The sequence below is a fragment of the Flavimaricola marinus genome (assembly GCF_900184895.1).
GTDB lineage: Bacteria > Pseudomonadota > Alphaproteobacteria > Rhodobacterales > Rhodobacteraceae > Flavimaricola > Flavimaricola marinus.
In genome coordinates this window covers 107,600-131,291 of the sequence record NZ_FXZK01000002.1, presented here as the reverse complement: position 1 = coordinate 131,291, position 23,692 = coordinate 107,600, and the positions used below count along the sequence as shown (strand labels likewise).

Below are 23,692 nucleotides of genomic sequence, written 5' to 3'. Positions count from 1 at the left end.
AAACAATTCACACGTGAAATATTCGCAATTCGCAGCACTTGCTTAATTTTTGGGCGCTCGCAGCCGATGCGACAGAGGATTTGCGCCCCGCCGCTTCCCTCATTAGGAAAGCATGGAAGCGCACCGGAGGGCCAGATATGACGACAGCCGCCATCATTGTGGCCGCAGGCCGCGGCCTGAGAGCCGGCGGCGGTGTGCCCAAACAGTGGCGCGACCTCGTCGGTCGCCCCGTGCTGGCCCATACGCTCGACGCCCTGCGCGCGCCGAGCCTGATCGCCCCGATCGTTCTGGTGATCCACCCGGACGATGCGGACCGCGCGGAGGCGCTGGAACTCGACGGCGTGATCGTGGTGGAGGGCGGCGCGAGCCGCGATGCGTCCGTCCGTGCCGGACTGGAGGCTTTGGCGCCCCACACACCGGATCTGGTCCTGATCCATGATGCCGCCCGTCCGGTGCTGCGCCCCGATCTGATTGCCCGCGTGATCGACGCGCTGGCCGAGCACGAGGGGGCCGCCCCTGCCCTTGCCGTGACCGACGCCCTGTGGCGCGGCGTGGACATGGTAGATGGCACGCAGGACCGCGAGGGACTGTGGCGGGCACAGACACCGCAGGGATTTCGCTTTGCCCCGATCCTTGCCGCCCACCGCGCCCATGAGGGCGGGGCCGCGGACGATGTGGCCGTCGCCCGCGCGGCGGGGATGGACGTGGCCATCGTGCCGGGCGATGAGGACAATATCAAAATCACAGGCCCTGCGGATTTCGCCCGCGCGGCCCGGAGCTTGGGAGGCATGATGGATATCAGGACCGGCAACGGCTATGACGTGCACCGCTTTGGCCCCGGCGACCATGTGGTGCTGTGCGGCGTCAAGGTGCCGTTCGAGCGCGGGTTGCAGGGCCATTCGGATGCCGATGTGGGCATGCATGCGGTGACCGACGCGATCTATGGTGCGCTCGCCCGCGGCGATATAGGCCAGCACTTCCCCCCGTCCGATCCACAGTGGAAGGGCGCCGAGAGCCACATCTTTCTGGCCCACGCCTGTGCGCTGGCCCGCGAGATGGGCTTTGCCATCACGCATATGGATTGCACGCTGGTCTGCGAGTTTCCCAAGATCGGGCCTTTGGCAGCCGAGATGCGCACCGAGATGGCCCGGATCATGGGCCTTGACGTGGACCGCGTCAGCGTGAAAGCCACGACATCAGAGCGGCTGGGCTTTACCGGCCGGGGCGAGGGCATAGCGGCCATCGCCACAGCAACATTGGTGAAATCATGATGAATCTGATTGCGACCTTCGGCGGCGTCGGCAATCTGCGCCCGGCACCCGGCACATGGGGCTCCTTTGCCGCCCTGCCCGTGGCGCTCGTGCTGATCTGGATCGGTGGGCCTTGGCTCTTGGTGCTTGGCATCGTGGTGGTTTGCGCCTTTGGCTATGTCGCGGCCAAGGCCGAGATTGCCGCGACCGGAGATACCGATCCTAGTCATGTCGTCATCGACGAAGTGGCGGGCCAGTGGATCGCGCTGGCCCCGGTCGCCTTTGGGGCTGGCATCATGACGGTGCCGGTGACGGCGCTTTGGCCCGGTTGGCTGGGCGCTTTCGTGCTGTTTCGTCTGTTCGACATTCTCAAGCCCGGCCTGATCGGCCGCGCGGATCGGCGTGGCGATGCCTTGGGCCTGATGCTCGACGATGTGATCGCCGGCGTTTTCGCTGCACTTGGCGTCGTCCTTCTGGCCGGGGTCGCGCATGGCGCGATGCGGCTCTTTTGAGTGCTGCAGAACTGATCGAGAAGGCCCGCGCCAAGGGCCTTTGGCTAACCACGGCGGAAAGCTGCACCGGCGGCATGGTCGCGGCGGCGATCACCGACGTTGCCGGGTCCTCGACTGTGTTCGATCGCGGCTTTGTCACCTATTCCAACACGGCCAAGACCGAAATGCTGGGCGTTTCCGCGGCGACGCTGGATGCCCACGGTGCGGTCAGCGAAGAGGTCGCCGCGGAGATGGCCAGCGGAGCCCTGGCTGCCGCAAAGGCCACGATTGCGGTGAGCCTGACCGGCATCGCAGGGCCGGGCGGATCGGAATTCAAGCCAGAGGGCCGGGTGTGCTTTGGCCTCGCCACAGCGGACACCGTCCACACTCGGACCGTCGATTTCGGCGCACTGGGCCGTGACAACGTGCGCAAAGCGGCGCGGGACGAGGCGCTGGCGTGGATGCTCCATGCGGTCGATTCACTTTAGGTCATTTTTTGAGCATCCCGCCCTCATTTGGGTGCATTTTTCACCTTTTTGCGAATTGCGCAGTTTGAGAGCGCCCTGACGGACCCCTGCTGCTTTATTGTGCGCCGCAAATACCGTCCAAGCCTTCGATTAACGGGAAAACCCGAAAATGGAGGGACGTATGAACGGAGCGGATACTGCGTGGATCATTGTGGCCACGGCGCTTGTATTATTCATGACATTGCCGGGGCTGGCGCTGTTTTACGGGGGCCTCGTGCGGGCGCGCAACGTGCTGAGCGTGTTCATGCACTGCTATGCGATTGCCTGCCTGATGAGCGTCTTGTGGTTCGTCGCGGGCTATTCCATCGCCTTTGGCCCGTCGGAAAGCGGCTTTTGGGGCGGCCTCGACTTGGCCTTTCTGAACGGCGTGACGGCGGAGAGCCTGTCGGGCACCTTGCCTGAAATACTGTTCTTTGCATTTCAGATGACCTTTGCGATCATCACGCCTGCGCTGATCGTGGGTGCCTATGTGGAGCGTATCGGCTTTGGCTTTGTCCTGCTGTTTTCCAGCCTCTGGATGCTGTTGTGCTATGCGCCGGTGGTTCACTGGGTCTGGGGCGGCGGGATGCTGGCCGATGGCGGCATCTTTGGCGAGACGGGCGTGCGTGACTTTGCCGGCGGGATCGTGGTGCACGAGACGGCTGGACTGGCGGCGCTTTTGCTCGCCATGATGCTGGGCCGCCGTCACAACGCCACCACACCGCCGCACAACCCCGGCATGGTGATGATCGGCGCTGCGATGCTGTGGGTCGGTTGGTTCGGCTTTAACGGCGGGTCGCAGCTCGCTGCGGACGGTGGTGCCGCGATGGCGCTGACTGTGACCCATTTGTCGGCCGCTGCCGCGTCGCTCACTTGGGCTCTTTGGGAGCGGATCAAGTTCGGTCGCGCTTCGCTCGTGGGCCTTGTGACCGGCACGATTGCAGGCTTGGCCTCTATCACCCCGGCCAGCGGCTTTGTCGGCCCCGTCGAGGCACTGATCATCGGCGGTGTCGCCGGGATCCTGTGCCAGGAGGCGGTGAACCTGATCCGCAACACCGCCAAGATCGACGACACGTTGGACGTGTTTGCGGTCCACGGCGTGGGCGGCATCTTCGGCACCATCATGATCGCGGTCTTTGGCGCGGGCGCATGGGCGGCGCAGCTTGGTTCGTTGGCCATTGTGGGCGCGTGGACGGTGGTCGTGACCTTGGTGCTGATCTTCGTGGTGCGGTTGATCACACCGATGCGCGTCGACGAAGAGACCGAGGATTCCGGTCTTGATATCGCGGTGCATGGCGAGCGTGCCTACGACATGTCGAGCTAAGCCTCTCGGGGATCGAGGCTGATCAGGCGGGCGCTGCGGCGTCCGCCTTTTTTATGCCGCGGGCTGCGTGAGCAAGGTGACGAAACCGTCGAGATCGCCGCCTTGGATCGCCTCCCAGAGCGCCTGTGTCGGCTCCGGGCCGATCGTCTCTTGGCCCTTTTCGGTCAGCCGCGCCAGCCGCGTCTCGTAGCTGAGCGGGGTGGCGAGATCGTGGGTGATCTCGCGCGTTTCGCCGTTGTACAGGGTGAGCGTGACGCGGGTTGCGGTTTCCGACACGTCCTCGTTGGCCGTGACGCCGACCCGATCCAGGATCTGCGGCAGCATTGCACCCAGCGGTCCTTGCTTTGCCGCATCGACCTGCATCGTGGAGCCACCCGCGAGGGTGAGTGCCGCGAGAAAGCGGTAGCTGAACTTCTCCTCCAGCGCGGTTTGCGGGGCAGGCTTGTTGCAGACGGTCATCCAGCGCGGATGGGTCTGGATCTCGACCTGTGCCACCTCGTCCAGCGGAGCGCCCAGATCTGCGATGCCCTCGCGGATCGCCTCGATGGCGGCGTGGGTGCCGTGGCAACAGGCGTGGAACTTGTGGCTGACGCTGTCGAATATCCAGTCGCTGCCGAGGGTGTCAAAGCCGCTCTCGTCCGCCGCGCCGTGATGAGTGGCGGCGAAGGCGGCCATGACATCTTGCGATCCGTCGAGGCCGAGTGCGGCCAGATCTGCGGCCTCGACCCCGTGGGCGGCGGCGAAGCCTGCGTTCATCGGCTTCATGGCGGTGCCGAATTGCGCCTTGAGACCGGAGCTGAGCCCGGCGACGATGCGGGTGGCGGGGCCGATCAGCTGCGGATCGTGCCGCGCGGCCCGGATCGCGGCAACGGTGGCACCGAAGGCCCCGGAGGTGGCCGTCTGGTGATAGCCGATCTGATAATGGCTGCGCCCCAGCCAGAGCCCGACGCGCGTTGCCGCTTCGGCCCCCAGACGCGCACCGATCAGGATATCGTCGAAGCCGGAGCCTCCGGCCTGCCCTGCGGCGAGGGCGGCGGGGATCACGACGGTGCTGACATGCCCGATATGGCCGAAATGCGTGTCGTCGAAATCGAGCGCGTGCGACAGGGTGCCGTTGTGTAGTGCCGCGCTACGGGCGGGTGCCGTGCCGCCGAACAACAGAGCCGCCCTGCCCGGCCCGGCGGCCTGAGCGTGCGCTGCCATCGGCTCCCGTAGCCCATCATCGACCGCCCCACGCGCGACGATGGCCCAATCCAGCAGGCAAAGCCGCATCAGATCGAGCGAGGCCGCGGGAATGGCGCTGGCCTGCCAGTGGTGGTCGACAAAGTCGGTGAGACGCTTGGGGATATCCATCATGGCCACACCATGACGAAGCGCGGATCAGTCGTAAAGCGTCGCCGCGCGCCGTTCAAAGGCCCGCACGATCCGCTGCATGGCTTCGTTGAAGAACATGCCCGCCGCCCCTTGCAGCAAGCGATTGCGGAATTCGAAATCGACATAGAAGCTGACGTCGCAGCCATCGCCCTTGTCGGTGAACTGCCAGCGGCTTTCCATGTGTTTGAACGGCCCGTCGATATAGGCCGTGTCGATCTGCATCTTACCGGGCCAGAGCACCACCTTGGAGCCGAAGCGTTCGCGGAACACTTTGAACGAGATCACCAGATCGGCCATCATGACGCTGTGATCGCCCATGTCTTCGGTCGACCGGATCCGGGCGGCGGCCGTCCAGGGCAGGAACTCGGGGTAATGGGCCACATCTGCGACGAGATCATACATCTGCTGGGCGGAATAAGGCAGGTGTCTGGTCTCGGAATGTGTCGGCATGGCGGGTGTGTCCGTTTCGCTGTGTCCGGTTACATGTCAGACCTCTGTCGGGGGATTCAAGGGGATGCCTTGCCGCAGACCTGTAATCTGCCGGGGAATGGGGCGAAAAAGTCCTCAAACCGCCGGATCCCCGGCGCGCCGGACCCGGTTGCCCGGTGACACCGCCTGCCTGCCGCGCTAGACCGAGGCCGGACCAACCCCCGGAGGACGACCATGGCCGATCGAAAGCCATATGTGATTGATCAGATGATCTCGGCGAAATCCATTGCCGCCCGGATCGAAGATCTGGCCGACGAAATCCGCGACGAGTTCGAAGGCACCGACAAGCTTGTGGTCGTCGGCCTGCTCCGTGGATCCTTCGTGTTCATCGCAGACCTGGTCCGCGAGTTGGACCTGCCGGTCGAGGTCGATTTTCTTGAGGCGTCGTCTTATGGCGATGCGATGGAAAGCAGCCGCGAGGTGCGCATTCTCAAGGATCTGCGCGGCAAGATCGAGGGCCGCGATGTGCTGATCGTGGAGGATATCGTCGATACCGGCCACACCCTGAGCCATGTCGCCCGATTTCTGGGCGGCCGCAATCCGGCCCGGATGAAGACTATCGCCCTTCTCGACAAGCCGTCCCGCCGCGAGGTGGATTTCACCGCCGACTGGATCGGGTTTTCGATCCCGGACGAGTTCGTGGTGGGATATGGCATCGATTTCGCGCAGCGCAATCGCAACCTGCCCTATATCGGCAAGGTCCGGTTCGTGGACGCGCCCGAGTGAACTACATCCATTGGATGATGCGCGCCAAGCGCTGGGCGCAGAACCCGCCCTCTGCGAGCCGCGTCGTGCTGGTGCTGGGCGTGATCGCCCTTTGTCTGGCGCTGTTCGCGGTCGAGCGGTTCGTGGGCTGGCCTGAGTGGCTGACCCCGACGGCCGCCCGGCGACCGGTGATCCGCTAGCTCTCTGCGGCCGAGCCGAGCAGCTTTTGCCGCATCTCGCCCAAGGCCCCGGCAAGTCTGCGCCGCACGCTTTGCAGCCGCGGGACTTCGGCCAGATCGGCGTGGCAGGCGACCCAGACCGGCACCGATTTGACCGGCAGCGTGATATCGAGTCGCTCCAGCCGGGGATCGGGATCCCCCAGACAGCACGGCAGGATCGTGCGCCCCGTCGAATGCGCCGCCAGCTCGCGCAAGACCACGAAGCTGTCTGCACCGCCGCGAATATCCTGAAGCTCGACGTTGTCGGCCATCCAGTTGGCCCCTTCGGACCGGGACAAGGACCCGCAGAGCCCCAACCAGTGATCGCAAGCCGTCCCTGCCCGACCGTAGACCGCGACCCCGAGGTCCGCCGCATGATCTCCGGTCATGTCGCCGGGCAGCGACATCGCGGGGCGCACCGCGATATCCGCCCGGAGCCGCGACAGGTCGATGTGATTGTTGGAGCTGCACAATTCGATCTGCGCGTCGCTCAGGTCAATCTTGGCTAATGCCTCGGGCAGGATCGCCAGACAGAATGTATCGGTCGAGGTGATCCGGATTCGCTCAACGCTGGATTGTCCGTCGCCCCTGAGCAGCTGATCGACCCTGTCCATCGCCAGCGCCGCCCCCCGCGCCGCTTCGATCACGCGAAGTTTATCTGGAAGGACCGAATATCCCTGCGCGGAGCGGTCGAACACGGCAGCGCCCTGAGTTTCCTCAAAAGCCGAGATTCTGCGTAAAACTGTGGCATGATTGACCCCCAAACGCCGCGAAGCCGCGCTGACGGAGCCGGATTCGGCCACAGCCAGCACATATCTCAGGTCGTCCCAATTGCCCCTGTGCATCTATCGCACCCCGTTACGCACAAATGCCCAATGGCCATATATCGGTGTTTCGGTATCGTGGCCATAAGAGTGCTAACCATCAGGGAGTCAATCGGCATGAAATTGAACAAAACGATCGCATTGGGCGTTGCAGGCATCCTTTCCGCAACGGTCGTCTTTGCAGATAGCCACGTCGATCGCGCGATCCAAGGCGCCATCAACGCCCGCCAGTCCCACATGCAGCTTTATGCATTCAACCTCGGCATTCTGGGTGGCATGGCTCAGGAGCAGATCCCCTATGACGCCGATATGGCTGCCATGGCGGCTGGCAACCTTGCCACCCTGTCGACCGTGAGCCAGGCCGCCTACTGGCCCCCCGGCTCCGACAGCGCCGCCGTCGAAGGCTCCCGCGCCTTGCCCGTGATCTGGGAAGACTTTGCCGGGATCGCCGCCGAAGGTCAGAAGTTCGGCGAGGCCGTCGCGGCGCTCAACGAAGTGGCCGGCACCGATCTGGACAGCATGAAGGCCGCCTTCGGCCCGGTCGGCGGGTCGTGCGGATCGTGCCATCGCGCCTATCGCCAGCCGGAATAATCCAATCCTGAAGGAGCCGCCATGCTGCGCGCCTTGACGATTGTCGCAGTGGCCGGTGTTGCGGGCGCGTGGTTTCTCACGCGCCCTGCATCGTTGCCAGACGATACTTTTGCCGGCATGACCGGCGATCCCGAAGCCGGCGCTTTGGTTTTTGCGGCCGCTGGCTGCGCCTCGTGCCATTTGGCGCCGGAGGTCACCGAGACCGCGGAGACCGTGGTCCTCGCCGGTGGCCGCCGCTTTGCCTCGGATTTCGGGACGTTCATCGCTCCGAACATCTCGTCGGACCCGGAGGCCGGGATCGGGGCCTGGTCGGATCTGGATATCGCGAATGCGGTGATCCATGGCGTATCCCCCGAGGGAGCGCACTATTACCCCGCCTTTCCATACACGACCTATGCAAATGCCGCGCCGCAGGACGTGCTCGACCTGATCGCCTATCTGCGCACCCTGCCCGCCGATGCCACGCCGAGCCAGCCTCACGAGGTCGGCTTTCCGTTCAACATCCGCAGGTCTCTCGGTGGCTGGAAGCTGCTCTTCGCCGATGCCGGCTGGACCGTGGACGGCGATCTGAGCCCAGAGGCCGAACGCGGCCGCTATCTTGCCGAGGCGCTCGGCCATTGTGCCGAATGTCACACCCCGCGCAACGCGCTGGGCGGGCTGGACCGGTCGCGCTGGCTGGCCGGTGCCCCCAATCCGAGCGGCGAGGGCAATATCCCCAACATCACCCCCGCCGAGCTGACATGGTCCGAAACCGAGATCGCCGAGTATCTGAATTCCGGCTTCACCCCGGAATTCGACACCGCAGGGGGCGAGATGGTCGACGTGATCGGCAACACCAGCCAATTGCCTGCGTCGGACCGCACCGCCATTGCGGCCTATTTGAAGGCCGTGCCGCCTATCGAGTGAAATCGAGCAAAGGACATTGGGGCAAGGCCGCTTATTTCGTGTCTTGCCCATGTCCGCAATGCGGACAAAGCTGACATGGCGAGCAGAAATTTCAGTAGTAGGTTTCTGCGCTTTGCGGCCACAAATAGAGAAATATCCAAGATCTGTTGTGGACATTCTAATGTATTGGATACTGGCTTTCCTGTTAGCGATCGTTTGAACCAATCCGATCCAAAGCAAGTTCAGGCGAAATCGGAACAAGGTCATCTTCATTTGACGTTAATTCGTCAGCAAAGAGAGGATTCTTATTGATCCAAGCAATTTGAGCATTGGCACCGGAATGGTAGATTCTGAGGCCGCAGTACAGTGATCCCTCGGCACCCACGCCATGGAATGCGACATCTATAAATGAGTTCTCTTCTCTTATCTTGACCGGATCCCGATTACACATATCGCGATAAACGTAACCATTGTAATAGTTAGTACACGCTTGGCAGAGAGAATCTTTGTTCCAAAGGGGAGTTGGTGCACCAAAGAGTTCAATTTCATATTCCAACGCCCGTCCGGGGGTATCAATCATGAAGAGTTCATATGGCCCCCGCTTCAACATCTCTAGGAACAATCGAACGCTTATAGAGCCTTCGCCGGGAGCATACGGATGAGTGCCGATACCCATCAGTTCTGCCATTTGGCTAACCGCGACGGCGTAGGCCAACTCAACTGCTTGTTGATCATAGACATCGTTTGGCGTGATGAGATAGGGAGCGTGGAAACCGAGATCTGCTGCGACGTGCATAGACCTTCTCGGAGACACGAATACATCAATTGTTGAACTTCCCGACATGAAGATGATGGCGCAGGCCGAATAGCACCGAACATCAGCTTCTAGCCGAGTTCCAATCGAATTGGAGACAAGATACCTCGCAATTTTTAATCCCTCCGAAAGGCTTCCACCAGGGCTATCCAAGCAAAGAGTGCCGCCCCATCCAATGGAGGAATCTTGGATAGCTTGGAAGTCGCCTGCTTCTATTTGACCAGACAGGACGAGGTCGCAGGTACCTGACCCAACAGAGAAATCTGCTGCAGACGCGGGCACAGCAGCCAACAAAAGTACACCGAACAGAATGTAGTTTCGGATCATTTGATCAGTGTTCCCGCCTTTATAGTTTTGATAAGGCACAGTATTTTACTGCAGTGCTAACTCGGCTGGCAAGTCTTCATGCAATTAACTAGCCCAGAGAACGTAATCTGTACAATTCGAAAACATGAAAACTGGTCATCGAAGGAGTAGCTAGAATGACCACGTTAATTGGCAAAACAGCCACTTTTTCACCGTGCAGCATTGGTCAAGAAGGGCTCCAAGCGGACATTCAGGGGTGTCATCCGCTGGCGTGATCGCGCTTCTACCCCCGGGCCAGTTTTGCCAGCCGCGCTTCGCGCAGCCGGGCGAAATCGTCGCCGGCGTGGTAGCTCGACCGGGTCAGCGGCGTGGCGGAGACCATGAGGAAGCCCTTGCCGTAGGCGGCCTTTTCGTAGGCGGCGAATTCCTCGGGGGTGACGAACCGGTCGACGGCGTGGTGCTTGGGCGTCGGTTGCAGGTATTGCCCGATGGTCAGGAAATCGATGTCGGCGGCGCGCATGTCTTCCATCACCTGAATCACCGCCTGCCGGTCTTCGCCCAAGCCCACCATGATCCCCGACTTGGTGAACATGGACGGGTCGAGTTCCTTGACCCGCTGGAGCAGCCGCAGCGAGTGGAAATACCGCGCGCCGGGCCGCACCTCGGGGTAGAGCCCGGGCACGGTTTCGAGGTTGTGGTTGAACACGTCGGGCTTGGCCTCGACGACGATCCGCAGCACGTCGGGGTCGCAGCGGATGAAGTCCGGCGTCAGGATCTCGATCGTGGTGCCGGGGGCCTGCCTGCGGATCGCGCGGATGGTCTGGGCGAAATGCTCGGCTCCGCCGTCTTCGACGTCGTCCCGGTCCACAGACGTGATGACGACGTGGTTCAGCCCCAACTTCTTGACCGCATCGGCGACTCGCCCGGGCTCGAAGACGTCGAGCGCCTCGGGTGGCTTGCCGGTGGCGATGTTGCAGAAGGTGCAGGCCCGGGTACAGACCTCGCCCATGATCATCATGGTGGCGTGGCCCTGGCTCCAGCATTCGCCCACATTCGGGCAGCCCGCCTCTTCGCAGACCGTGACCAGCTTGTGTTCGCGCATGATGTCGCGGGTTTTCTTGTAACCTTCGGAGGACGGTGCCTTGACCCGTATCCAATCGGGCTTTTTCGGCTGGGCATTGTCCGGGCGGCGCGCCTTTTCAGGGTGCCGTTGGGCGGGAATCTTGAGATCGCGCGGGGCCATGGTCATCTCCTTGTTGTCCCTGATTTAATCGGTCTGGCCGCCCATGTCCAATGCCAGACCGCGCCGCATGGCCGCACTGCGTGCTTTGCAGGGCTGCCGATCTGCGACGGGCATCGAAAATTCTTGATTGCGCCCTGTTCGGGCCCGCCTTTGCAGGCCATTGTGAGCAGGTCTTTTTGAATTGCCCCAGGACCGGTGCCCGGATGAGCCAGATCGAGATCGAATACGACACCTCTGCCACCGAGCCCGATTGGGACCGTGAGTGTCCCGACCGGCTCTGGGATCCGGAGCGCAGGCTTCTGCGGTCGATCCGCAAGTATCAGGCCCTGCGCGGCAAGGGCGGCATCGCCGGCCTCACTCGCCGTTGGTGGGTGCTGGTTCACCGGTTCTGGACCGTCGTGACACAGGCCGAGATCCATCTGACGACGCAGATCGGGGGCGGTCTGCGGATACCTCATCCAAACGGGATCGTCATCCATCCCGACTCGGTGATCGGCCCGAATTGCACCATCATGGCGCAGGTTACACTTGGATCGGGACGCGAACACGGCGTACCGCGGATCGGCGGCCATGTGGATATCGGGGCGGGTGCCAAATTGCTCGGACCGATCACCGTGGGCGATCACGCGCAGATCGGTGCGAACGCGGTGGTCACGAAGGATGTGCCGGCGGGCCATGTTGCGGTGGGCATACCGGCGCGGATCCGTCCGCCCCGGTCTGTCGAGTAGCTATCGAGACCCGAGTGCCGCGATTAGCGAAAGCCCCGGTTGACCGCGCCTACTCTCCCAGAGAGAACACCCGCTCCGCCCCGAAGTCACTGTCGCCCGGACCACGCAACCGGAACCCAAGCGCCATGTCTTCGCTGACCGTATCGAGGAAGCTGCGCACCCGGATCGTCACTTGCCCCCCGGCCGGAACCTGAATCTGCGGCATCGGGAAATAGGACTGGTGCCAATGGGTCTCGCGGCTGGCCATCGAAGTGCTGAGCACCTGTCCGGGGGCCATGTCCAGATCGAAATGCCCGATCAGCCCGTGGAACGCCCCTGCACCGGCATAGTCGAATGTGACTTCGGTCTCGAAGACATAGTCCCGCTCGTTCCCGTTCAGGAAATCGAAGGAACGGATTTTCTGGGTGTCGACGATTTCGCGATTGTCGGCCGTCACGATGTAGCGCAGCGGCTGATCGATGTCGCTGGCCCGCGCGGCGGAGTAGTCGAACCCGTAGACCGGGGATTCCCAAAAGCCGTAGCCCCTGTTCATATAGAGGCTGCGGCTGTCGATTGCAGAGAGATACATCGCACCGGCCCGAGGGACCACGGAGCCGCCCTTGGCGAGATTGGCGTCACGCACCTTCACGAAGGCCGCGTAGTGCCGCCATTCGTCTATCAGATACATCCCCTGGAATTCACTGATCACCACGTCTGCCGGTTCGGCGGAGGCGAAATCCGCAGCATCGCCGCGCACGATCTGAACGGCGTCCAATCCATTGGAACGCGCCAGCTGGTCGGCCCAGACGGCCATCCCGGTCAGCTCCAGCCCGTAGGATGTCTTGGCCCCGGCCCGCGCCGCCATCATCGCAAGGATGCCCGACCCGGTGCCCACGTCGATCGCGATATCGCCGGGCGTCACCACCGCTTCGATCGCCCGCTGATAGGCCAGCGTGCGCGTGTGGTCGATCAGCATGCCCTTCTGGCTTTTCCAACTGACGTAGGTGTCGCTGTAGTCGACCGATTGCCGGGTCTCTCCCTGCGTTTCGAGCAGGCCATGTTCGACCATTTGCCCGAGCAGTTCAGCCGACATGCCGGCGTCGTGCAGCGCGTCCTCGCTCCGCGGAACCCTGAGTTGCGAAATCAGGGCACGACCCTTGTCGCTCAGCCCCAACCTGCTGTTCTTGTCCCGCGCGTCGCTCATGTGCCACCCCTCAGCCTTGCAATGCGCTGGAAGTATCAGAGCCATGCCCTAGCGGCAACTGGCCCGCGGACGCCTTTGCCGCGAATGTTGTGTTTCACGGGACGGATTTCTATAACCGCAGGCATGAGTGCACATCGGCTTTTCGGCCCCGGCAGACTGCCGTGACGGCGCCTGCGGATGCGCCCGATCCGATAGGCGGGTTCCTTGGCCTCGAACGTCCCGGCGCCGGCGATCTGAATGCCTTTTGGGGCGCCGCCGACTGCCCGGCCTGGGTCAACGCCACATCGGCCCTTGCGGCGCTGGTGACGGAACTGCGCCCCGCGAGGGTCTGGCTGCCCGGATACATCTGCGCCGAACTGGTCGAGGCCGTGCCGGCCGCGGCTCGTCGCTATTTCCCGATGACGGATGCCCTCGCCCCAGACATTGCGGCTCTGGATGGGCGGGTCGCAGACGGGGATCTGGTGCTAGCCGTCGACATGTTCGGCCGCGCGCCGGGCCCGGATTGGCGGGATTTCGTCGCGGCCCATCCCGGCGTGACCTTTGTGGAGGATTGCGCGCAGGCGCTGGATACGGGCGAGGCCCCGTGGGGCGATTGGCGCCTGTTTTCGCCCCGCAAGCTCGTCGGCGTGCCGGAGGGCGGCATTCTGGTGCCGATCACCGCCCGTGCGATCGAACGCGCCCGCAACATCGGCCCCGCCCCCGAACAGGAGGACGCACATCAGCAGGCCCGTCAACTGCGTCTGGCGCCGATGCTCGCGCGGCGCGATGCACCGCAAACCAACGCCCGGTGGCACGCGATGCATCAAGCCGCCGAAGCCAGCCACCGGATCGGTGACGCCCCGATGAGCCCCGCCGCCCGCGCGTTGCTATCCCGCCTCGAACCCGCCCCGATGATCGCCGCCCGCAAGCGCAACTTTGCCCAATTGGCCGAGGCGCTGCCGGACTTTGCCGTGATCTCTCAGACCGAGCCCGCCTTTGCACCGTCCGGTTTTGCCGTTCGCGTGGCCCCCGAGGTCCGGTCCTCGGTGCTGGCGCATTTGCACGCCCACAGGATATTCGCGGCCGTCCATTGGCGCGAGATCCCCGCGCCGCCGGAGTTTACGCGGGATCATCAACTGGCGGCGAGCCTGATCACCCTGCCCTGCGATCATCGCTATGGCCCACCCGAAATGGCGCGGGTGGCGGCAACTTTTCTGGATGCGTGCCGATAATGACCTGACCGGCCCAGAAAGATCAGCCCCGAGATCCGCCGGCGCTATTTCGATTTCATGTAGAGATCGCGATCCGCCATCGAGTATTCCGGGTAATCGAAATGGTTGCACAAAGACAGATGCCGGTGCGTCACCCCGCCGTAGATCCCGGTCTCCCAACCGTTTTCCTTGAGGATGAGGTGCATCTGGTAGTCCGATGACTGCTCCCACTTGGTGATGTGGTTTTGCAGGGCCTCTGTCCGCAAGGCCAGCAATCGACCGGGCGGATTGAACGGCGACTGAACCTCGTCCGGGCCGATATCCTCCATCGACCGTTCCGGCGACGATTCCTTGAACTGCTTCTTCTCCGAGGTCGTCAGCCCACGGCCGAGCCGTTTTTCCATGGCGTCGATATCGACGAAATCGGATTTGTCGATCTTGGACCCGAGCATCGCCAGTTTCGGATTTTGCTCCATGACCCCCAGCATCCGTTGCGCCCAGCAGGTTTCCTCCGGCTCGATGGTCACGTCGCTTTCCACGGAAAAGAACACATCGCCCACGTCTTTCAACCTCTCGGCGAAGAAAGGGGCAAACCATGTGCTGTCGTTTTCCTCCAGCCGCACGACCTCGTCGAACATGTGCCGTCGCGAGAAGCCGTCGATCACCTTGTGCACCAGCGGATCCCGACTTGCGGAATCGATTAGCACGAAACGCATGTCCGATTTCGTGGTTCGATAGAGGCTGTCGAGTGTCGCCCAGAGGTAGATCGGCCGCTCGTAGCTGAGGATATAGGTCGTCAGGGTTTTCGACATGAGGGTCTCGTCCATGCTGTGCGGCGGGGCGTGCGGCGGAGGTTTGAATGCCTTGGGGTGATCGGCTGAATTCCGACGATGGTCAAGGCCCGCACCGCGCCCCGCCCGAGCTCGGAACGCCTGCCGCTAGACGGAGCCGGCCCGGTAGGGCGGGAAATACCGCGCCTGTGGGTCGGCCCCGGCATCGCGGCAGAGTTCGGAAAACAGATCGGGACGGTAGATTTGGCAGAGCGACCTGAGTGGATGCTCGATGGCTCCGAGCCGCGACTTCATCAGGTGCAGGCCGTCTCCGGGCCGCCCGTATCCGCCGATGTTGTAGGACAAGGCCCCTTGCTGCGCGAACCATTGCGCCGATTCCAGAAACATCCAGGCGTGCAGCCCGCGTCCCGCCTCGGTCGACCCGGCAAGGTGGCCTTCGATCATGGGACCGTGTTTCCGGCACATGCCGGCCACCACGATCTCTCCGTCCAGTTCGCCTCCGATGAACACCACATTGGCCGCCTTGGCCCAGTGCGACAGGACCTCGACCGGGAAGACCGGGCCCTCGCCCGCTCGCGCCATCGCTTCGACATGCAGCGCCGGAAAGGCCGCCGCCAACCGGCTCTGATCGGTGGTGAAGGCCACGCCGTCCCGCGTCGCCCGCCGATAGGTCTTTCTCATGTTGTGCCCGAGGGAGTGGTGGATATCCCAATCGGTCAGATCGAAGACATAGAGCGCATTGTGCGCCTGAACCCGGTCAGGTGGTGCGACCGCCGGCATCGTCGTGGTGACCGAGATCTGAAGGTAGCCGCAGACCCAGCCCCGTTCTGCCGCGTAGTCCCTCCACAGGCTCAGCGGTGCAGCGCCGTCGGATGGGATCACGGCCCCCGAGAGCCCGGGCAACGTGGCGATGTCCGTCGTGTCGTTCCAGCGTCGTTCGAAGAAGGGCAGGATCATCCGCGCACCATCGGCCTCGACCACCGCCAGTTGCGGCTCGATGCCCGCGACGGCAAGGCCAGCGGCATAGGCCCAGTCATGCGAAGGCATCGCGTCGGGTCCGGCCGTCGCGGCCTCCCAACCTGCCCGGTCCGCAAGGCCGAACACGGTGATCTTGTCGTCGCTCATGGAGCCTCCGATGGGCGCTCGCCGCCAGAGCGAGAACTTGTCTTACCGCGGGTGATACACTAGAACCCGACCAGATCGAGTTACAAGCCTACTCAGCCCGAACCTAGCAAGTCAGAGCGCCCGACGCCAAGGCGACGCACGCCGCCTTCGAGGAGACACAATCCCATGTCAGCCGAACCGCCGAAAGCCGCCCGGAAAGAGGCGGGAAGAGACATGGCTCACGATTCGGCCTGGCCGGAAGGATGGGCCACGCTCTACGACGCCATGGACGTCGATCGCGCACCTCACCTGACGTTCTACACCCGGTTGACGACGCCCGAGGTGACCTCGATCCTCGATCTGGGCTGTGGCACGGGGTCTATCACCCTCGCCATGGCAGAGCGGATGGCCCCCGGTGGTCGTGTTGCCGGTGTGGATCTGTCGCCGCGGATGATCGAGATCGCCCGCACCCGCGCCCCGGAGCACGAATGGCGTATCGGAGACATCGCCGAACCGCCGGTCGACGGGCCTTTTGACCTGATCGTGTGCTGTTTTCACACGTTGCAGGCATTGGAAGAGGAAGAGACCCTCGCCAAGTGTTTTGCCAATGTCGCCGATTTGTTGGCCCCCGGCGGGCGCTTTGCCTTCGACATCTATCGCCCCAACCTCGAATGGCTCACCGGTCCGTGGGAGGGCACCAGCGTGGCGCGCAGGTTCGAGGATGAGCAGGGCCGGCCGTTTCACGTGGTTGAAAGCGATACCCACTACGACACCGACACCCGCGTCTTGACCAGCACTTGGACATTGCATGACAGCACCACGGACGAAGCCTTGCCGCTTGCGCCGATCGTGCAAAGGGTCCGCCAGTATTTTCCGGAGGACATCGAGCGTTTGCTGGCCGGGGCCGGACTGACAATCGACGCCCGCTATGGTGATCTGCTGGGTGGTCCCTATAAGGACGACAGCAAGTTGCAGGTCTATGTCAGTCGTCATAGCCCATCGCAATCCTGACCGGCATCACGTTGGGGCGTTGCCTATCCGGTCCGGCGCCTAACCGATCTTGGGTCCGAATTTTCCGTGGGTTTCTTCGTAGTGACGATTGAGCCGCTGAAGTGCGATTCGCAGCACGATCTTGCCCGATCGCGCCGACCATCCCATGCGCTTTTCCAGCGATTCCATACCTTCGAGATAGCAACACGCCCGCAAGGCGACGTCACCCAACCCCGGCCCGAGTTCTGACAGAGCCATGCCGACCCGGTCGCGGGCCGTGGCCGCGCTGGGCTCGGGGTCGGCACCGCTTTCGGTCTTCTTGCGGGATTCGAGGCTGAGGAACTTGTCCCAATCCTGGGTGGCGTGCGGCCCCATCTGGGACAGTTCGAAATACTCACGCAGACGTTCTCCGGCGGCCACGAGCGCACGGTTAAGGAACGGCTTGCCGTCCTTGTCCTTGCGCCGTGCGAGCCCGACCAGCGGGCTTTCGGACATGCCGTTGCGCATCTGGTGCAGCAGATCGTCCTCGCCGACAGGCGCACCGCGCAGTCCGGGCTTGGCCGCGAATCCGGCCTGCGCCTCGGCAAAGCCGCCAAGCCCCTGTGCGGCGTTTTCGGCCTTGGCCAGAAGCTGCTTGAGCGCCGTCCGCCCTGCCCCGGTGATGTGATAGCGGGCGATCCGCGCCTCAGGCTCAGGGCAGACGATCCATTCCTTGAGCGCCATCGCCTGCGCGATATCGCGCGACACCACGGCGGTCCGGTGGGTTTCGCCAGTGCGACGCCCATTTCCATATCGCGCGCAACCGCGAGCACCGCCCCGGTCTCGCTCAATCGCCGCAGGACTCGCGCACCTTCCTTGGCAATGCGTTCTTCGCTGGGAGGCACCGTTATCGCGGAGTCAGGAGTTGTCTTCTTCGTCATCTCGGACCCATTCTTTTTGTCGCTACACTTGCATAGACATGACGACAGCTGTCGCAGGGCATCGTCGATCAGGGGATCGTCCCGGCGCTGTTCGAAGCGCCGGATCTGTCGAAGCACCGTGGAGGCATGCACGTCGGCGCGGCGTGCCAGCACCCGGATCGGAAGGCCGGTTTCCGTATGTGCGAAGTAGTTGCGCGCTCCCTCAGGAACCCACATCGGCAGAGCCGCAAGGCTCGGGTGGTCGGCAAATGTCGTCATTGTCTTGTCCGTTCCCTTTGTCCGGCTCTGCGCTAATGCCCTGTGAAATCAGCAAGAAAGAGGCATTCGAGCCATTGCTGAAATACAACCTAGAGGGGCATTTATTACCCAAATCTTAACAAACATGCCGCTTATTCATCATTGTTTCTAAATTGCAAACAATGCTTAAGTCACCGATCTTAAACTATCCACAGGACGCAACACACCCCAAGGTTGTGGCAAGAATTGCGTGTCGACAGATTCGACGGAACTCGAAGGGAACTGATATGCAAGACCTCCCGAGCATGATTGCAAGCCTAAGTCGCCCCAGCCTTCTGGTGGGCGCCGCTCGGTTCGGTGTGGATGAGTATGAGCGCAACCGTTGCCTGCCACGACTGCTGCATATGGCCGCCGCCCCGAAGCCGGGGCAGGCGATCCTGAAGCTTCTAGAGATCAAAGCCGACCTCAACGACAAGCGCAAAGCCAAGATGGCCGACTATGCGATTGCCCGGCACGTCGAGGTGCTGATCGCGCTGATGGGCGAGGCCCGCGTCCTGCGGATGACCTCCGCCCCCCTGCGCGTCGTTACATGAAGGCGTCGGGCATCCCTGCCTTGCGCTCGGCGACATAGTCGTTGAGCGCCTGTTCGATGGCTGGATCGAGCGTGGGCTGCTGGTAAGTATCGAGCAGCCGTTTGACCCGCAGGCTCGCCAGAGCCTCGGTATCGCGCGCGCCCTCTTCGTCCCAGGTCTCGAAGGGCTTGTAGTCGAACAGGTCGGACCGCCAGAAGGCGCTCTTGAAGTTGGCCTGCGTATGCGCACAGCCGAGGTAGTGCCCGCCGGGTCCCACCTCGCGGATTGCATCCAGCGCCTGCGCGTTCTCGGAGATGTCGACCCCACGCGCCATCGAGTGCATGATCCCGAGCTGGTCGGCGTCCATCACGAACTTCTCGAAGCTGGCCACCAGACCGCCTTCGAGCCAGCCGCAGGCGTGCAGCATGAAGTTGACCCCCGACAGCAGCCCCATGTTGAGGCTGTTCGCTGTTTCGTAGGCCGCTTGTGCATCCGGCAGCTTGGAGCCGCAGAACGACCCGGCCGAGCGGTAGGGCAATCCCAACCGTCGCGCCAGCTGTCCGGCCCCGTAGGTGATCATCGCAGCCTCCGGGGTGCCGAAGGTGGGCGCGCCCGAGTTCATGTCGATCGAGGTCACGAAGGCCCCGAAGATCACCGGCGCACCGGCCCGAACCAACTGGCTGTAGGCGACGCCCGCCATGACTTCGGCAAGCACCTGCGTGAGTGTGCCGGCGACAGACACCGGCGCCATGGCCCCGCCGACGATGAACGGCGAGATGATCGCCGCCTGATTGTTCCGGGCGTAGATCTCCAGCGCCCCCATCATGATCCCGTCGAAGGTCAATGGCGAGTTGATGTTGATGAGCGAAGTCATCACCGTGTTGTCGCGCACGAAGTCCTCGCCGAACAGGATGCCCGCCATATCGACGGAATCCTGTGCCCGGCTCGGTTCCGTCACCGATCCCATGAAGGGCTTGTCCGACAGGGTCATATGCGCGAGCAGCATGTCGTAGTGCCGCTTGTTGACCGGAACGTCGGTAGGCTCGCAGACCGTGCCGCCGGAGTGGTGCAGCCACTTCGACATATAGCCGAGCTTCACGAAGTTGCGGAAATCCTCCATCGTCGCATAGCGCCGCCCGCCCGAAGCCGTGCGCACGAAGGGCGGGCCATAGACCGGGGCGAGGACGAGGTTCTTGCCGCCGATCACGACGTTCCTCTCGGGGTTGCGGGCGTGCTGGGTGAAGCTGGAGGGGGCGGTTTGGCACAGTTTGCGCGCCAGTCCGCGCGGGATGCGAACGCGCTCGCCCTGCACATCGGCGCCAGCCTCGCGCCAACGCTCGAGCGCTGCGGGATTCTCGACGAAGTTTACGCCGATCTCTTCGAGCACGGTTTCGGCGTTGTCCTCGATGATCTGGAGCGCCTCTTCGGTCAACACCTCGAAATTGGGGATGTTGCGCTCGATATAGCGGGCGGTTTCGACGGAAATTGCGGTGCGTTCGGCGCGACGCGCGGCGCCTCCGCCTCCGCGTGTGCGTCGACCAGTGGGGGCTGCGGTGTCTGACATGGCGGGATCTCCGGCTGACTCGACGCTTGATTCGACGCCTGTTTAGACTGCTCCTCGTGACATTGGTAAAGGATTTGCGGCCTTTGAGGGGCGAAAACGACACGCACTCTTGCACCCGTGGCAGACCCGGCCTATCGAGCGGCATGACACAACATGATCGCCTTCTCATCATCGACTTCGGCTCTCAGGTGACGCAGCTTATCGCCCGCCGCCTGCGCGAGTTGAACGTCTACTGCGAAATCCATCCCTTCCAGAACGTGACCGACGCCTTCCTAGCCGAGTTTGCGCCCAAGGCCGTGATCCTTTCGGGCGGTCCGGCCAGCGTGATTGACAAGGGCTCGCCGCGGCCACCGGAACAGGTGTTCGAGTTGGGTGTCCCGATCCTCGGGATTTGCTATGGCCAGCAGGTCATGATGGAGATGCTCGGCGGCAAGGTCGAGCGTGGCGACGGAACCGCCGAGTTTGGTCGCGCCTATGTGACCCCGGCTGGCGAGAGCCTCGATCTGTTGAACGGCTGGTTCCTCGAGAACCGCGAGCAGGTCTGGATGAGCCACGGCGATCACGTCAGCAAGATCGCCCCCGGCTTCCGCGTCTTTGGCACCTCGCCCAATGCTCCCTTTGCGATCACCGCCGATCCCGATCGTCAGTTCTATGCAGTGCAGTTCCACCCCGAAGTGCATCACACCCCCAATGGACTGACATTCTACGAAAACTTCGTCAAAGCTGCCGGTTTTACCGGCGACTGGACAATGGGCGCCTATCGCGAGGAGGCGATCCGCCTGATCCGCGAGCAGGTCGGCGGCAAGAAGGTGATCTGTGCCCTCTCTGGCGGTGTCGATTCCTCGGTCGCCGCCGTGCTGATCCATGAGGCCATCGGCGAGCAGTTGACCTGCGTCTTTGTCGATCACGGTCTGCTCCGGCTGGGCGAGGCGGAACAGGTCGTCTCCATGTTCCGCGAGCACTACAATCTGCCCCTGATCCATGCGGATGAATCGGAGTTGTTCCTGAGCGCGCTCGACGGCGTCAGCGACCCCGAGACAAAGCGCAAGATCATCGGCGGCTTGTTCATCGACGTGTTTCAGAAATACGCCAACGAGATCGAGGGCGCCGAGTTTCTGGCCCAAGGCACACTCTATCCCGATGTGATCGAAAGCGTGTCGTTCTCGGGCGGTCCTTCGGTGACGATCAAGAGCCACCACAATGTCGGTGGCCTGCCGGAGAAGATGGGCCTCAAGCTCGTCGAGCCGCTTCGCGAGCTGTTCAAGGACGAGGTCCGGGCGCTGGGCCATGAGCTTGGTCTGCCGCCGTCGTTCATTGGCCGCCATCCGTTCCCCGGCCCCGGCCTTGCGATCCGTTGTCCCGGCGAGATCACCCGCGAAAAGCTAGAGATCCTGCGCAAAGCCGACGCGGTCTTTATCGACCAGATCCGCAAACATGGTCTCTATGACGATATTTGGCAGGCTTTTGTGGCGATCCTGCCTGTCCGCACGGTCGGCGTGATGGGCGACGGCCGCACCTATGATTTCGCCTGCGCCTTGCGGGCGGTGACCTCGGTGGATGGGATGACGGCGGACTACTATCCGTTCACCCATGAATTCCTCGGCGAGACCGCGACCCGGATCATCAACGAGGTCAAGGGCATCAACCGGGTGACTTATGACATCACGTCAAAGCCGCCGGGCACGATCGAGTGGGAATGATGTCCGACCGATCTGGTTGACCGAACTAAGCGAGCCTGCGGACTATCGCTCCGCGGGCCATTCATCGGCAGCCACGATCAAATCGGCGGGGAGATCCTCTACACTGCAAGCGCTCGGCTCGCCGGCACTGTAGCCCGCCCCGAACCATTCCGCCCTGAGCGCCAGCCCGATGCTGACAGCGGGCCCGCGCCGCACCGGCGAACGCCCCCAATGGGCATCGGTCATGGGTTCTTCGTCGAATAGCTCGGTCAGCGGCGGCATCTGCACCCCGGCCCGCGCCAGCAGGACACCGGCCATGCATTCGACCTGAGACGTCACCTTTCGGCGCACCTCGTTCTCTTGCGATCTGTCGGCCAGTATTCGCGCCAAGGCGATGTCGGCCAGCCCGTACTGGACCTGAATTCCGTGCCCGTAGAGATGTGCCAGCGCAAAGAGTTGCTGCTCTGCATGCGGCGTCTCGGCCAGATAGATTGCCCCCTCAGAGGTGCAGTAGAGGCCCGGCGCGTCGAGTTCCCCTCCACACAGGTCAATGGTGCTTGGCACGTGTCGCACCTCCGGCAAGGCCGGAAAACTTGTCGTCGCGGTGCGGATCAAACCGTCGAGGGGTGTTTCGGCCCAGCCCGGCAAGGGGCCATTGGCAACGATCAGGCAAAGCGCGACGGCGACGAGATTTTTCATGGCCAGAGCTTAACTTGCCCCGCATCGCGATGCGAGTGCTTGACGAAACTGTGACCGTGTGAGCAATTCGCATGATGCGCAGCAATACTCTCACCGCGGCCCTGTGGATGACCGGAGCGATCACCTGCTTTTCTCTGATGGCGGTGGGCGGCAGAGCTGTGAGTTCGACGCTCGACACCTTTGAAACCATGCTCTTTCGCAGCTTGACCGGCATCGTCATCGTGTTGACCGTCGGTTATGCAACGGGCACCTTGGGGCAAGTCAGTCGCCGCCATCTGGGGCTTCATTTCGGCCGTAATCTGGCGCATTTCACAGGGCAGAACCTGTGGTTTTTTGCGATCACGGTGATCCCGCTGGCACAGGTCTTTGCGCTGGAATTCACGATTCCGATCTGGGTGCTGCTGCTTTCGCCCCTGTTGCTGGGCGAACGCCTCACCAAAGTGGGTGCTTTGGCCGCGATGATCGGATTTGCCGGCATCCTCGTCGTCGCCCGACCCAACCCGTCGTCGCTGAACGCCGGCATCGTTGCCGCCGCATTATGCGCGGTGTGCTTTGCGCTGACCGCGATCGCGACCCGGCGATTGACCCGGAGCGAATCGACGATGTGCATTCTGTTCTATCTGACCGTCATGCAGGCGGTCTTTGGTCTCATCGCGGCGGGATACGACGGAGATATCGCTCTGCCCGACTCGCAGACCGCGCCTTGGATCGTGATGATCGGATTCGCAGGCCTGGTTGCGCATTTCTGTCTGACCACGGCCCTGTCGATTGCGCCCGCAAGCGTCGTCATGCCGATGGATTTCGTGCGCCTGCCGGTCATCGCGATCGTCGGAATGCTTTTCTATGCGGAGCCGTTGGATCCGCTCGTCTTTGTCGGCGCGGTGCTGATTTTTGCCGGAAACTGGCTGAACATCACCCGCGGACAGAGCCCAGCTGCGCCTGCGCCGCAACATTAACCATTTTTTCAAATGCTTTGACGTGGCGTAGCCAATTGACCGAACGCCCGGCAGCTTCC

General features: G+C 62.8%; 24 protein-coding genes and 1 pseudogene. 14 read left to right on the top strand and 11 right to left on the bottom strand.

Annotated features, from left to right (window positions below):
- Positions 1-137 precede the first annotated feature (137 nt).
- The 4 genes from LOM8899_RS07490 to LOM8899_RS07475 all read left to right on the top strand — a co-directional run bounded on the left by LOM8899_RS07490 (position 138) and on the right by LOM8899_RS07475 (position 3,571).
- Positions 138-1,271: a bifunctional 2-C-methyl-D-erythritol 4-phosphate cytidylyltransferase/2-C-methyl-D-erythritol 2,4-cyclodiphosphate synthase gene (locus tag LOM8899_RS07490; protein WP_093991588.1), complete on the top strand. Its 1,134-nt coding sequence runs from the start codon at positions 138-140 to the stop codon at positions 1,269-1,271.
- The gene (locus tag LOM8899_RS07485) at positions 1,271-1,762 is read left to right on the top strand and encodes a phosphatidylglycerophosphatase A family protein (protein ID WP_093991587.1); all 492 of its coding nucleotides are present in this window, start codon (positions 1,271-1,273) and stop codon (positions 1,760-1,762) included. The genes LOM8899_RS07490 and LOM8899_RS07485 overlap by 1 nt, the downstream gene beginning before the upstream one ends.
- Complete coding sequence (locus LOM8899_RS07480) at positions 1,759-2,229, top strand: CinA family protein (protein WP_093991586.1); 471 nt, start codon at positions 1,759-1,761, stop codon at positions 2,227-2,229. Before LOM8899_RS07485 ends, LOM8899_RS07480 begins: the two co-directional genes overlap by 4 nt.
- Before the next feature lie 160 nt (positions 2,230-2,389).
- Positions 2,390-3,571: an ammonium transporter gene (locus LOM8899_RS07475; RefSeq protein ID WP_093991585.1), complete on the top strand. Its 1,182-nt coding sequence runs from the start codon at positions 2,390-2,392 to the stop codon at positions 3,569-3,571.
- Between the two features lie 51 nt (positions 3,572-3,622).
- On the opposite strand, the gene LOM8899_RS07470 is transcribed toward LOM8899_RS07475, so the two are convergent.
- Together LOM8899_RS07470 and LOM8899_RS07465 are read right to left on the bottom strand one after the other, a co-directional pair.
- The gene (locus LOM8899_RS07470) at positions 3,623-4,927 is read right to left on the bottom strand and encodes an MmgE/PrpD family protein (protein WP_093991584.1); all 1,305 of its coding nucleotides are present in this window, start codon (positions 4,925-4,927) and stop codon (positions 3,623-3,625) included.
- A gap of 24 nt (positions 4,928-4,951) precedes the next feature.
- On the bottom strand, positions 4,952-5,395 hold the full coding sequence (locus LOM8899_RS07465; protein WP_093991583.1) for a type II toxin-antitoxin system RatA family toxin: 444 nt from the start codon (positions 5,393-5,395) through the stop codon (positions 4,952-4,954).
- 213 nt (positions 5,396-5,608) lie between these two features.
- Here LOM8899_RS07465 and hpt point away from each other — a divergent pair, with 213 nt between their 5' ends.
- Together hpt and LOM8899_RS07455 are read left to right on the top strand one after the other, a co-directional pair.
- Positions 5,609-6,160: a hypoxanthine phosphoribosyltransferase gene (gene hpt, locus LOM8899_RS07460; RefSeq protein ID WP_093991582.1), complete on the top strand. Its 552-nt coding sequence runs from the start codon at positions 5,609-5,611 to the stop codon at positions 6,158-6,160.
- Complete coding sequence (locus tag LOM8899_RS07455) at positions 6,157-6,339, top strand: hypothetical protein (RefSeq protein WP_093991581.1); 183 nt, start codon at positions 6,157-6,159, stop codon at positions 6,337-6,339. Before hpt ends, LOM8899_RS07455 begins: the two co-directional genes overlap by 4 nt.
- Here the strand turns inward: LOM8899_RS07455 and LOM8899_RS07450 are convergent.
- Entirely contained in the window at positions 6,336-7,202 is an 867-nt protein-coding gene (locus LOM8899_RS07450; RefSeq protein ID WP_093991580.1) for a LysR family transcriptional regulator, read from the bottom strand. The genes LOM8899_RS07455 and LOM8899_RS07450 overlap by 4 nt on opposite strands.
- Before the next feature lie 96 nt (positions 7,203-7,298).
- Here LOM8899_RS07450 and LOM8899_RS07445 point away from each other — a divergent pair, with 96 nt between their 5' ends.
- Complete coding sequence (locus LOM8899_RS07445) at positions 7,299-7,772, top strand: c-type cytochrome (RefSeq protein WP_093991579.1); 474 nt, start codon at positions 7,299-7,301, stop codon at positions 7,770-7,772.
- Between the two features lie 21 nt (positions 7,773-7,793).
- Positions 7,794-8,678, top strand: a complete 885-nt coding sequence (locus LOM8899_RS07440; protein ID WP_093991578.1) for a cytochrome c — start codon at positions 7,794-7,796, stop codon at positions 8,676-8,678.
- 184 nt (positions 8,679-8,862) lie between these two features.
- Here the strand turns inward: LOM8899_RS07440 and LOM8899_RS23200 are convergent, their stop codons facing one another.
- On the bottom strand, positions 8,863-9,798 hold the full coding sequence (locus LOM8899_RS23200; protein ID WP_133064989.1) for a hypothetical protein: 936 nt from the start codon (positions 9,796-9,798) through the stop codon (positions 8,863-8,865).
- Positions 9,799-10,060: 262 nt separating this feature from the next.
- Positions 10,061-11,020, bottom strand: coding sequence for a lipoyl synthase (gene lipA / locus LOM8899_RS07430; RefSeq protein ID WP_093991860.1), 960 nt, complete (start codon positions 11,018-11,020; stop codon positions 10,061-10,063).
- Between the two features lie 203 nt (positions 11,021-11,223).
- Here lipA and LOM8899_RS07425 point away from each other — a divergent pair, with 203 nt between their 5' ends.
- Positions 11,224-11,748, top strand: coding sequence for a serine O-acetyltransferase (locus tag LOM8899_RS07425; RefSeq protein WP_093991576.1), 525 nt, complete (start codon positions 11,224-11,226; stop codon positions 11,746-11,748).
- A 49-nt stretch (positions 11,749-11,797) separates the two neighbouring features.
- On the opposite strand, the gene LOM8899_RS07420 is transcribed toward LOM8899_RS07425, so the two are convergent.
- Positions 11,798-12,931, bottom strand: a complete 1,134-nt coding sequence (locus LOM8899_RS07420; RefSeq protein ID WP_168770493.1) for a 50S ribosomal protein L11 methyltransferase — start codon at positions 12,929-12,931, stop codon at positions 11,798-11,800.
- A 161-nt stretch (positions 12,932-13,092) separates the two neighbouring features.
- On the opposite strand from LOM8899_RS07420, the gene LOM8899_RS07415 reads away from it, so the two are divergent.
- Positions 13,093-14,142 (top strand): aspartate aminotransferase family protein, encoded by a 1,050-nt coding sequence (locus tag LOM8899_RS07415; protein WP_093991574.1) that lies wholly within the window; start codon positions 13,093-13,095, stop codon positions 14,140-14,142.
- Between the two features lie 44 nt (positions 14,143-14,186).
- Here the strand turns inward: LOM8899_RS07415 and LOM8899_RS07410 are convergent, their stop codons facing one another.
- On the bottom strand, positions 14,187-14,933 hold the full coding sequence (locus LOM8899_RS07410) for a glycosyltransferase family protein (protein WP_133064988.1): 747 nt from the start codon (positions 14,931-14,933) through the stop codon (positions 14,187-14,189).
- A 126-nt stretch (positions 14,934-15,059) separates the two neighbouring features.
- The gene (locus LOM8899_RS07405; RefSeq protein WP_093991572.1) at positions 15,060-16,037 is read right to left on the bottom strand and encodes a GNAT family N-acetyltransferase; all 978 of its coding nucleotides are present in this window, start codon (positions 16,035-16,037) and stop codon (positions 15,060-15,062) included.
- Between the two features lie 165 nt (positions 16,038-16,202).
- Between LOM8899_RS07405 and LOM8899_RS07400 the strand changes: the two genes are divergently transcribed.
- Positions 16,203-17,027: a class I SAM-dependent methyltransferase gene (locus LOM8899_RS07400; protein WP_093991571.1), complete on the top strand. Its 825-nt coding sequence runs from the start codon at positions 16,203-16,205 to the stop codon at positions 17,025-17,027.
- Between the two features lie 39 nt (positions 17,028-17,066).
- On the opposite strand, the pseudogene LOM8899_RS23910 reads toward LOM8899_RS07400, so the two are convergent.
- Positions 17,067-18,184 (bottom strand): annotated as a pseudogene (locus tag LOM8899_RS23910) (DUF6456 domain-containing protein).
- Positions 18,185-18,450: 266 nt separating this feature from the next.
- Between LOM8899_RS23910 and LOM8899_RS07390 the strand changes: the two are divergent.
- Positions 18,451-18,756 carry a DUF6477 family protein gene (locus LOM8899_RS07390; RefSeq protein ID WP_093991570.1) on the top strand — a complete coding sequence of 102 codons (306 nt, stop codon included), beginning with the start codon at positions 18,451-18,453 and terminating at the stop codon, positions 18,754-18,756.
- On the opposite strand, the gene LOM8899_RS07385 is transcribed toward LOM8899_RS07390, so the two are convergent.
- Positions 18,749-20,299 carry a trimethylamine methyltransferase family protein gene (locus LOM8899_RS07385; protein WP_093991569.1) on the bottom strand — a complete coding sequence of 517 codons (1,551 nt, stop codon included), beginning with the start codon at positions 20,297-20,299 and terminating at the stop codon, positions 18,749-18,751. The two genes, LOM8899_RS07390 and LOM8899_RS07385, sit on opposite strands and share 8 nt — an antisense overlap.
- Positions 20,300-20,442: 143 nt before the next feature.
- Here LOM8899_RS07385 and guaA point away from each other — a divergent pair, with 143 nt between their 5' ends.
- The gene (gene guaA, locus LOM8899_RS07380) at positions 20,443-21,999 is read left to right on the top strand and encodes a glutamine-hydrolyzing GMP synthase (RefSeq protein WP_093991568.1); all 1,557 of its coding nucleotides are present in this window, start codon (positions 20,443-20,445) and stop codon (positions 21,997-21,999) included.
- Between the two features lie 42 nt (positions 22,000-22,041).
- Here the strand turns inward: guaA and LOM8899_RS07375 are convergent, their stop codons facing one another.
- A complete protein-coding gene (locus LOM8899_RS07375; RefSeq protein ID WP_093991567.1) occupies positions 22,042-22,677 on the bottom strand; it encodes a hypothetical protein in 636 nt (211 codons plus the stop codon).
- Between the two features lie 71 nt (positions 22,678-22,748).
- Between LOM8899_RS07375 and LOM8899_RS07370 the strand changes: the two genes are divergently transcribed.
- The gene (locus LOM8899_RS07370) at positions 22,749-23,633 is read left to right on the top strand and encodes a DMT family transporter (protein WP_245820471.1); all 885 of its coding nucleotides are present in this window, start codon (positions 22,749-22,751) and stop codon (positions 23,631-23,633) included.
- The last annotated feature ends 59 nt before the right edge of the window (positions 23,634-23,692 follow it).

What these genes read in the sequence shown, in the direction of transcription:
- LOM8899_RS07490 (WP_093991588.1), top strand. Translation starts at nt 138, where the DNA reads ATGACGACAGCCGCCATCATTGTGGCCGCAGGCCGCGGCCTGAGAGCC.
- LOM8899_RS07485 (WP_093991587.1), top strand. Translation starts at nt 1,271, where the DNA reads ATGAATCTGATTGCGACCTTCGGCGGCGTCGGCAATCTGCGCCCGGCA.
- LOM8899_RS07475 (WP_093991585.1), top strand. Translation starts at nt 2,390, where the DNA reads ATGAACGGAGCGGATACTGCGTGGATCATTGTGGCCACGGCGCTTGTA.
- LOM8899_RS07470 (WP_093991584.1), bottom strand. Translation starts at nt 4,927, where the DNA reads ATGATGGATATCCCCAAGCGTCTCACCGACTTTGTCGACCACCACTGG.
- LOM8899_RS07465 (WP_093991583.1), bottom strand. Translation starts at nt 5,395, where the DNA reads ATGCCGACACATTCCGAGACCAGACACCTGCCTTATTCCGCCCAGCAG.
- hpt (WP_093991582.1), top strand. Translation starts at nt 5,609, where the DNA reads ATGGCCGATCGAAAGCCATATGTGATTGATCAGATGATCTCGGCGAAA.
- LOM8899_RS07450 (WP_093991580.1), bottom strand. Translation starts at nt 7,202, where the DNA reads ATGCACAGGGGCAATTGGGACGACCTGAGATATGTGCTGGCTGTGGCC.
- LOM8899_RS07445 (WP_093991579.1), top strand. Translation starts at nt 7,299, where the DNA reads ATGAAATTGAACAAAACGATCGCATTGGGCGTTGCAGGCATCCTTTCC.
- LOM8899_RS07440 (WP_093991578.1), top strand. Translation starts at nt 7,794, where the DNA reads ATGCTGCGCGCCTTGACGATTGTCGCAGTGGCCGGTGTTGCGGGCGCG.
- LOM8899_RS23200 (WP_133064989.1), bottom strand. Translation starts at nt 9,798, where the DNA reads ATGATCCGAAACTACATTCTGTTCGGTGTACTTTTGTTGGCTGCTGTG.
- lipA (WP_093991860.1), bottom strand. Translation starts at nt 11,020, where the DNA reads ATGGCCCCGCGCGATCTCAAGATTCCCGCCCAACGGCACCCTGAAAAG.
- LOM8899_RS07425 (WP_093991576.1), top strand. Translation starts at nt 11,224, where the DNA reads ATGAGCCAGATCGAGATCGAATACGACACCTCTGCCACCGAGCCCGAT.
- LOM8899_RS07420 (WP_168770493.1), bottom strand. Translation starts at nt 12,931, where the DNA reads ATGAGCGACGCGCGGGACAAGAACAGCAGGTTGGGGCTGAGCGACAAG.
- LOM8899_RS07410 (WP_133064988.1), bottom strand. Translation starts at nt 14,933, where the DNA reads ATGTCGAAAACCCTGACGACCTATATCCTCAGCTACGAGCGGCCGATC.
- LOM8899_RS07405 (WP_093991572.1), bottom strand. Translation starts at nt 16,037, where the DNA reads ATGAGCGACGACAAGATCACCGTGTTCGGCCTTGCGGACCGGGCAGGT.
- LOM8899_RS07400 (WP_093991571.1), top strand. Translation starts at nt 16,203, where the DNA reads ATGTCAGCCGAACCGCCGAAAGCCGCCCGGAAAGAGGCGGGAAGAGAC.
- LOM8899_RS07390 (WP_093991570.1), top strand. Translation starts at nt 18,451, where the DNA reads ATGCAAGACCTCCCGAGCATGATTGCAAGCCTAAGTCGCCCCAGCCTT.
- LOM8899_RS07385 (WP_093991569.1), bottom strand. Translation starts at nt 20,299, where the DNA reads ATGTCAGACACCGCAGCCCCCACTGGTCGACGCACACGCGGAGGCGGA.
- guaA (WP_093991568.1), top strand. Translation starts at nt 20,443, where the DNA reads ATGACACAACATGATCGCCTTCTCATCATCGACTTCGGCTCTCAGGTG.
- LOM8899_RS07375 (WP_093991567.1), bottom strand. Translation starts at nt 22,677, where the DNA reads ATGAAAAATCTCGTCGCCGTCGCGCTTTGCCTGATCGTTGCCAATGGC.
- LOM8899_RS07370 (WP_245820471.1), top strand. Translation starts at nt 22,749, where the DNA reads ATGATGCGCAGCAATACTCTCACCGCGGCCCTGTGGATGACCGGAGCG.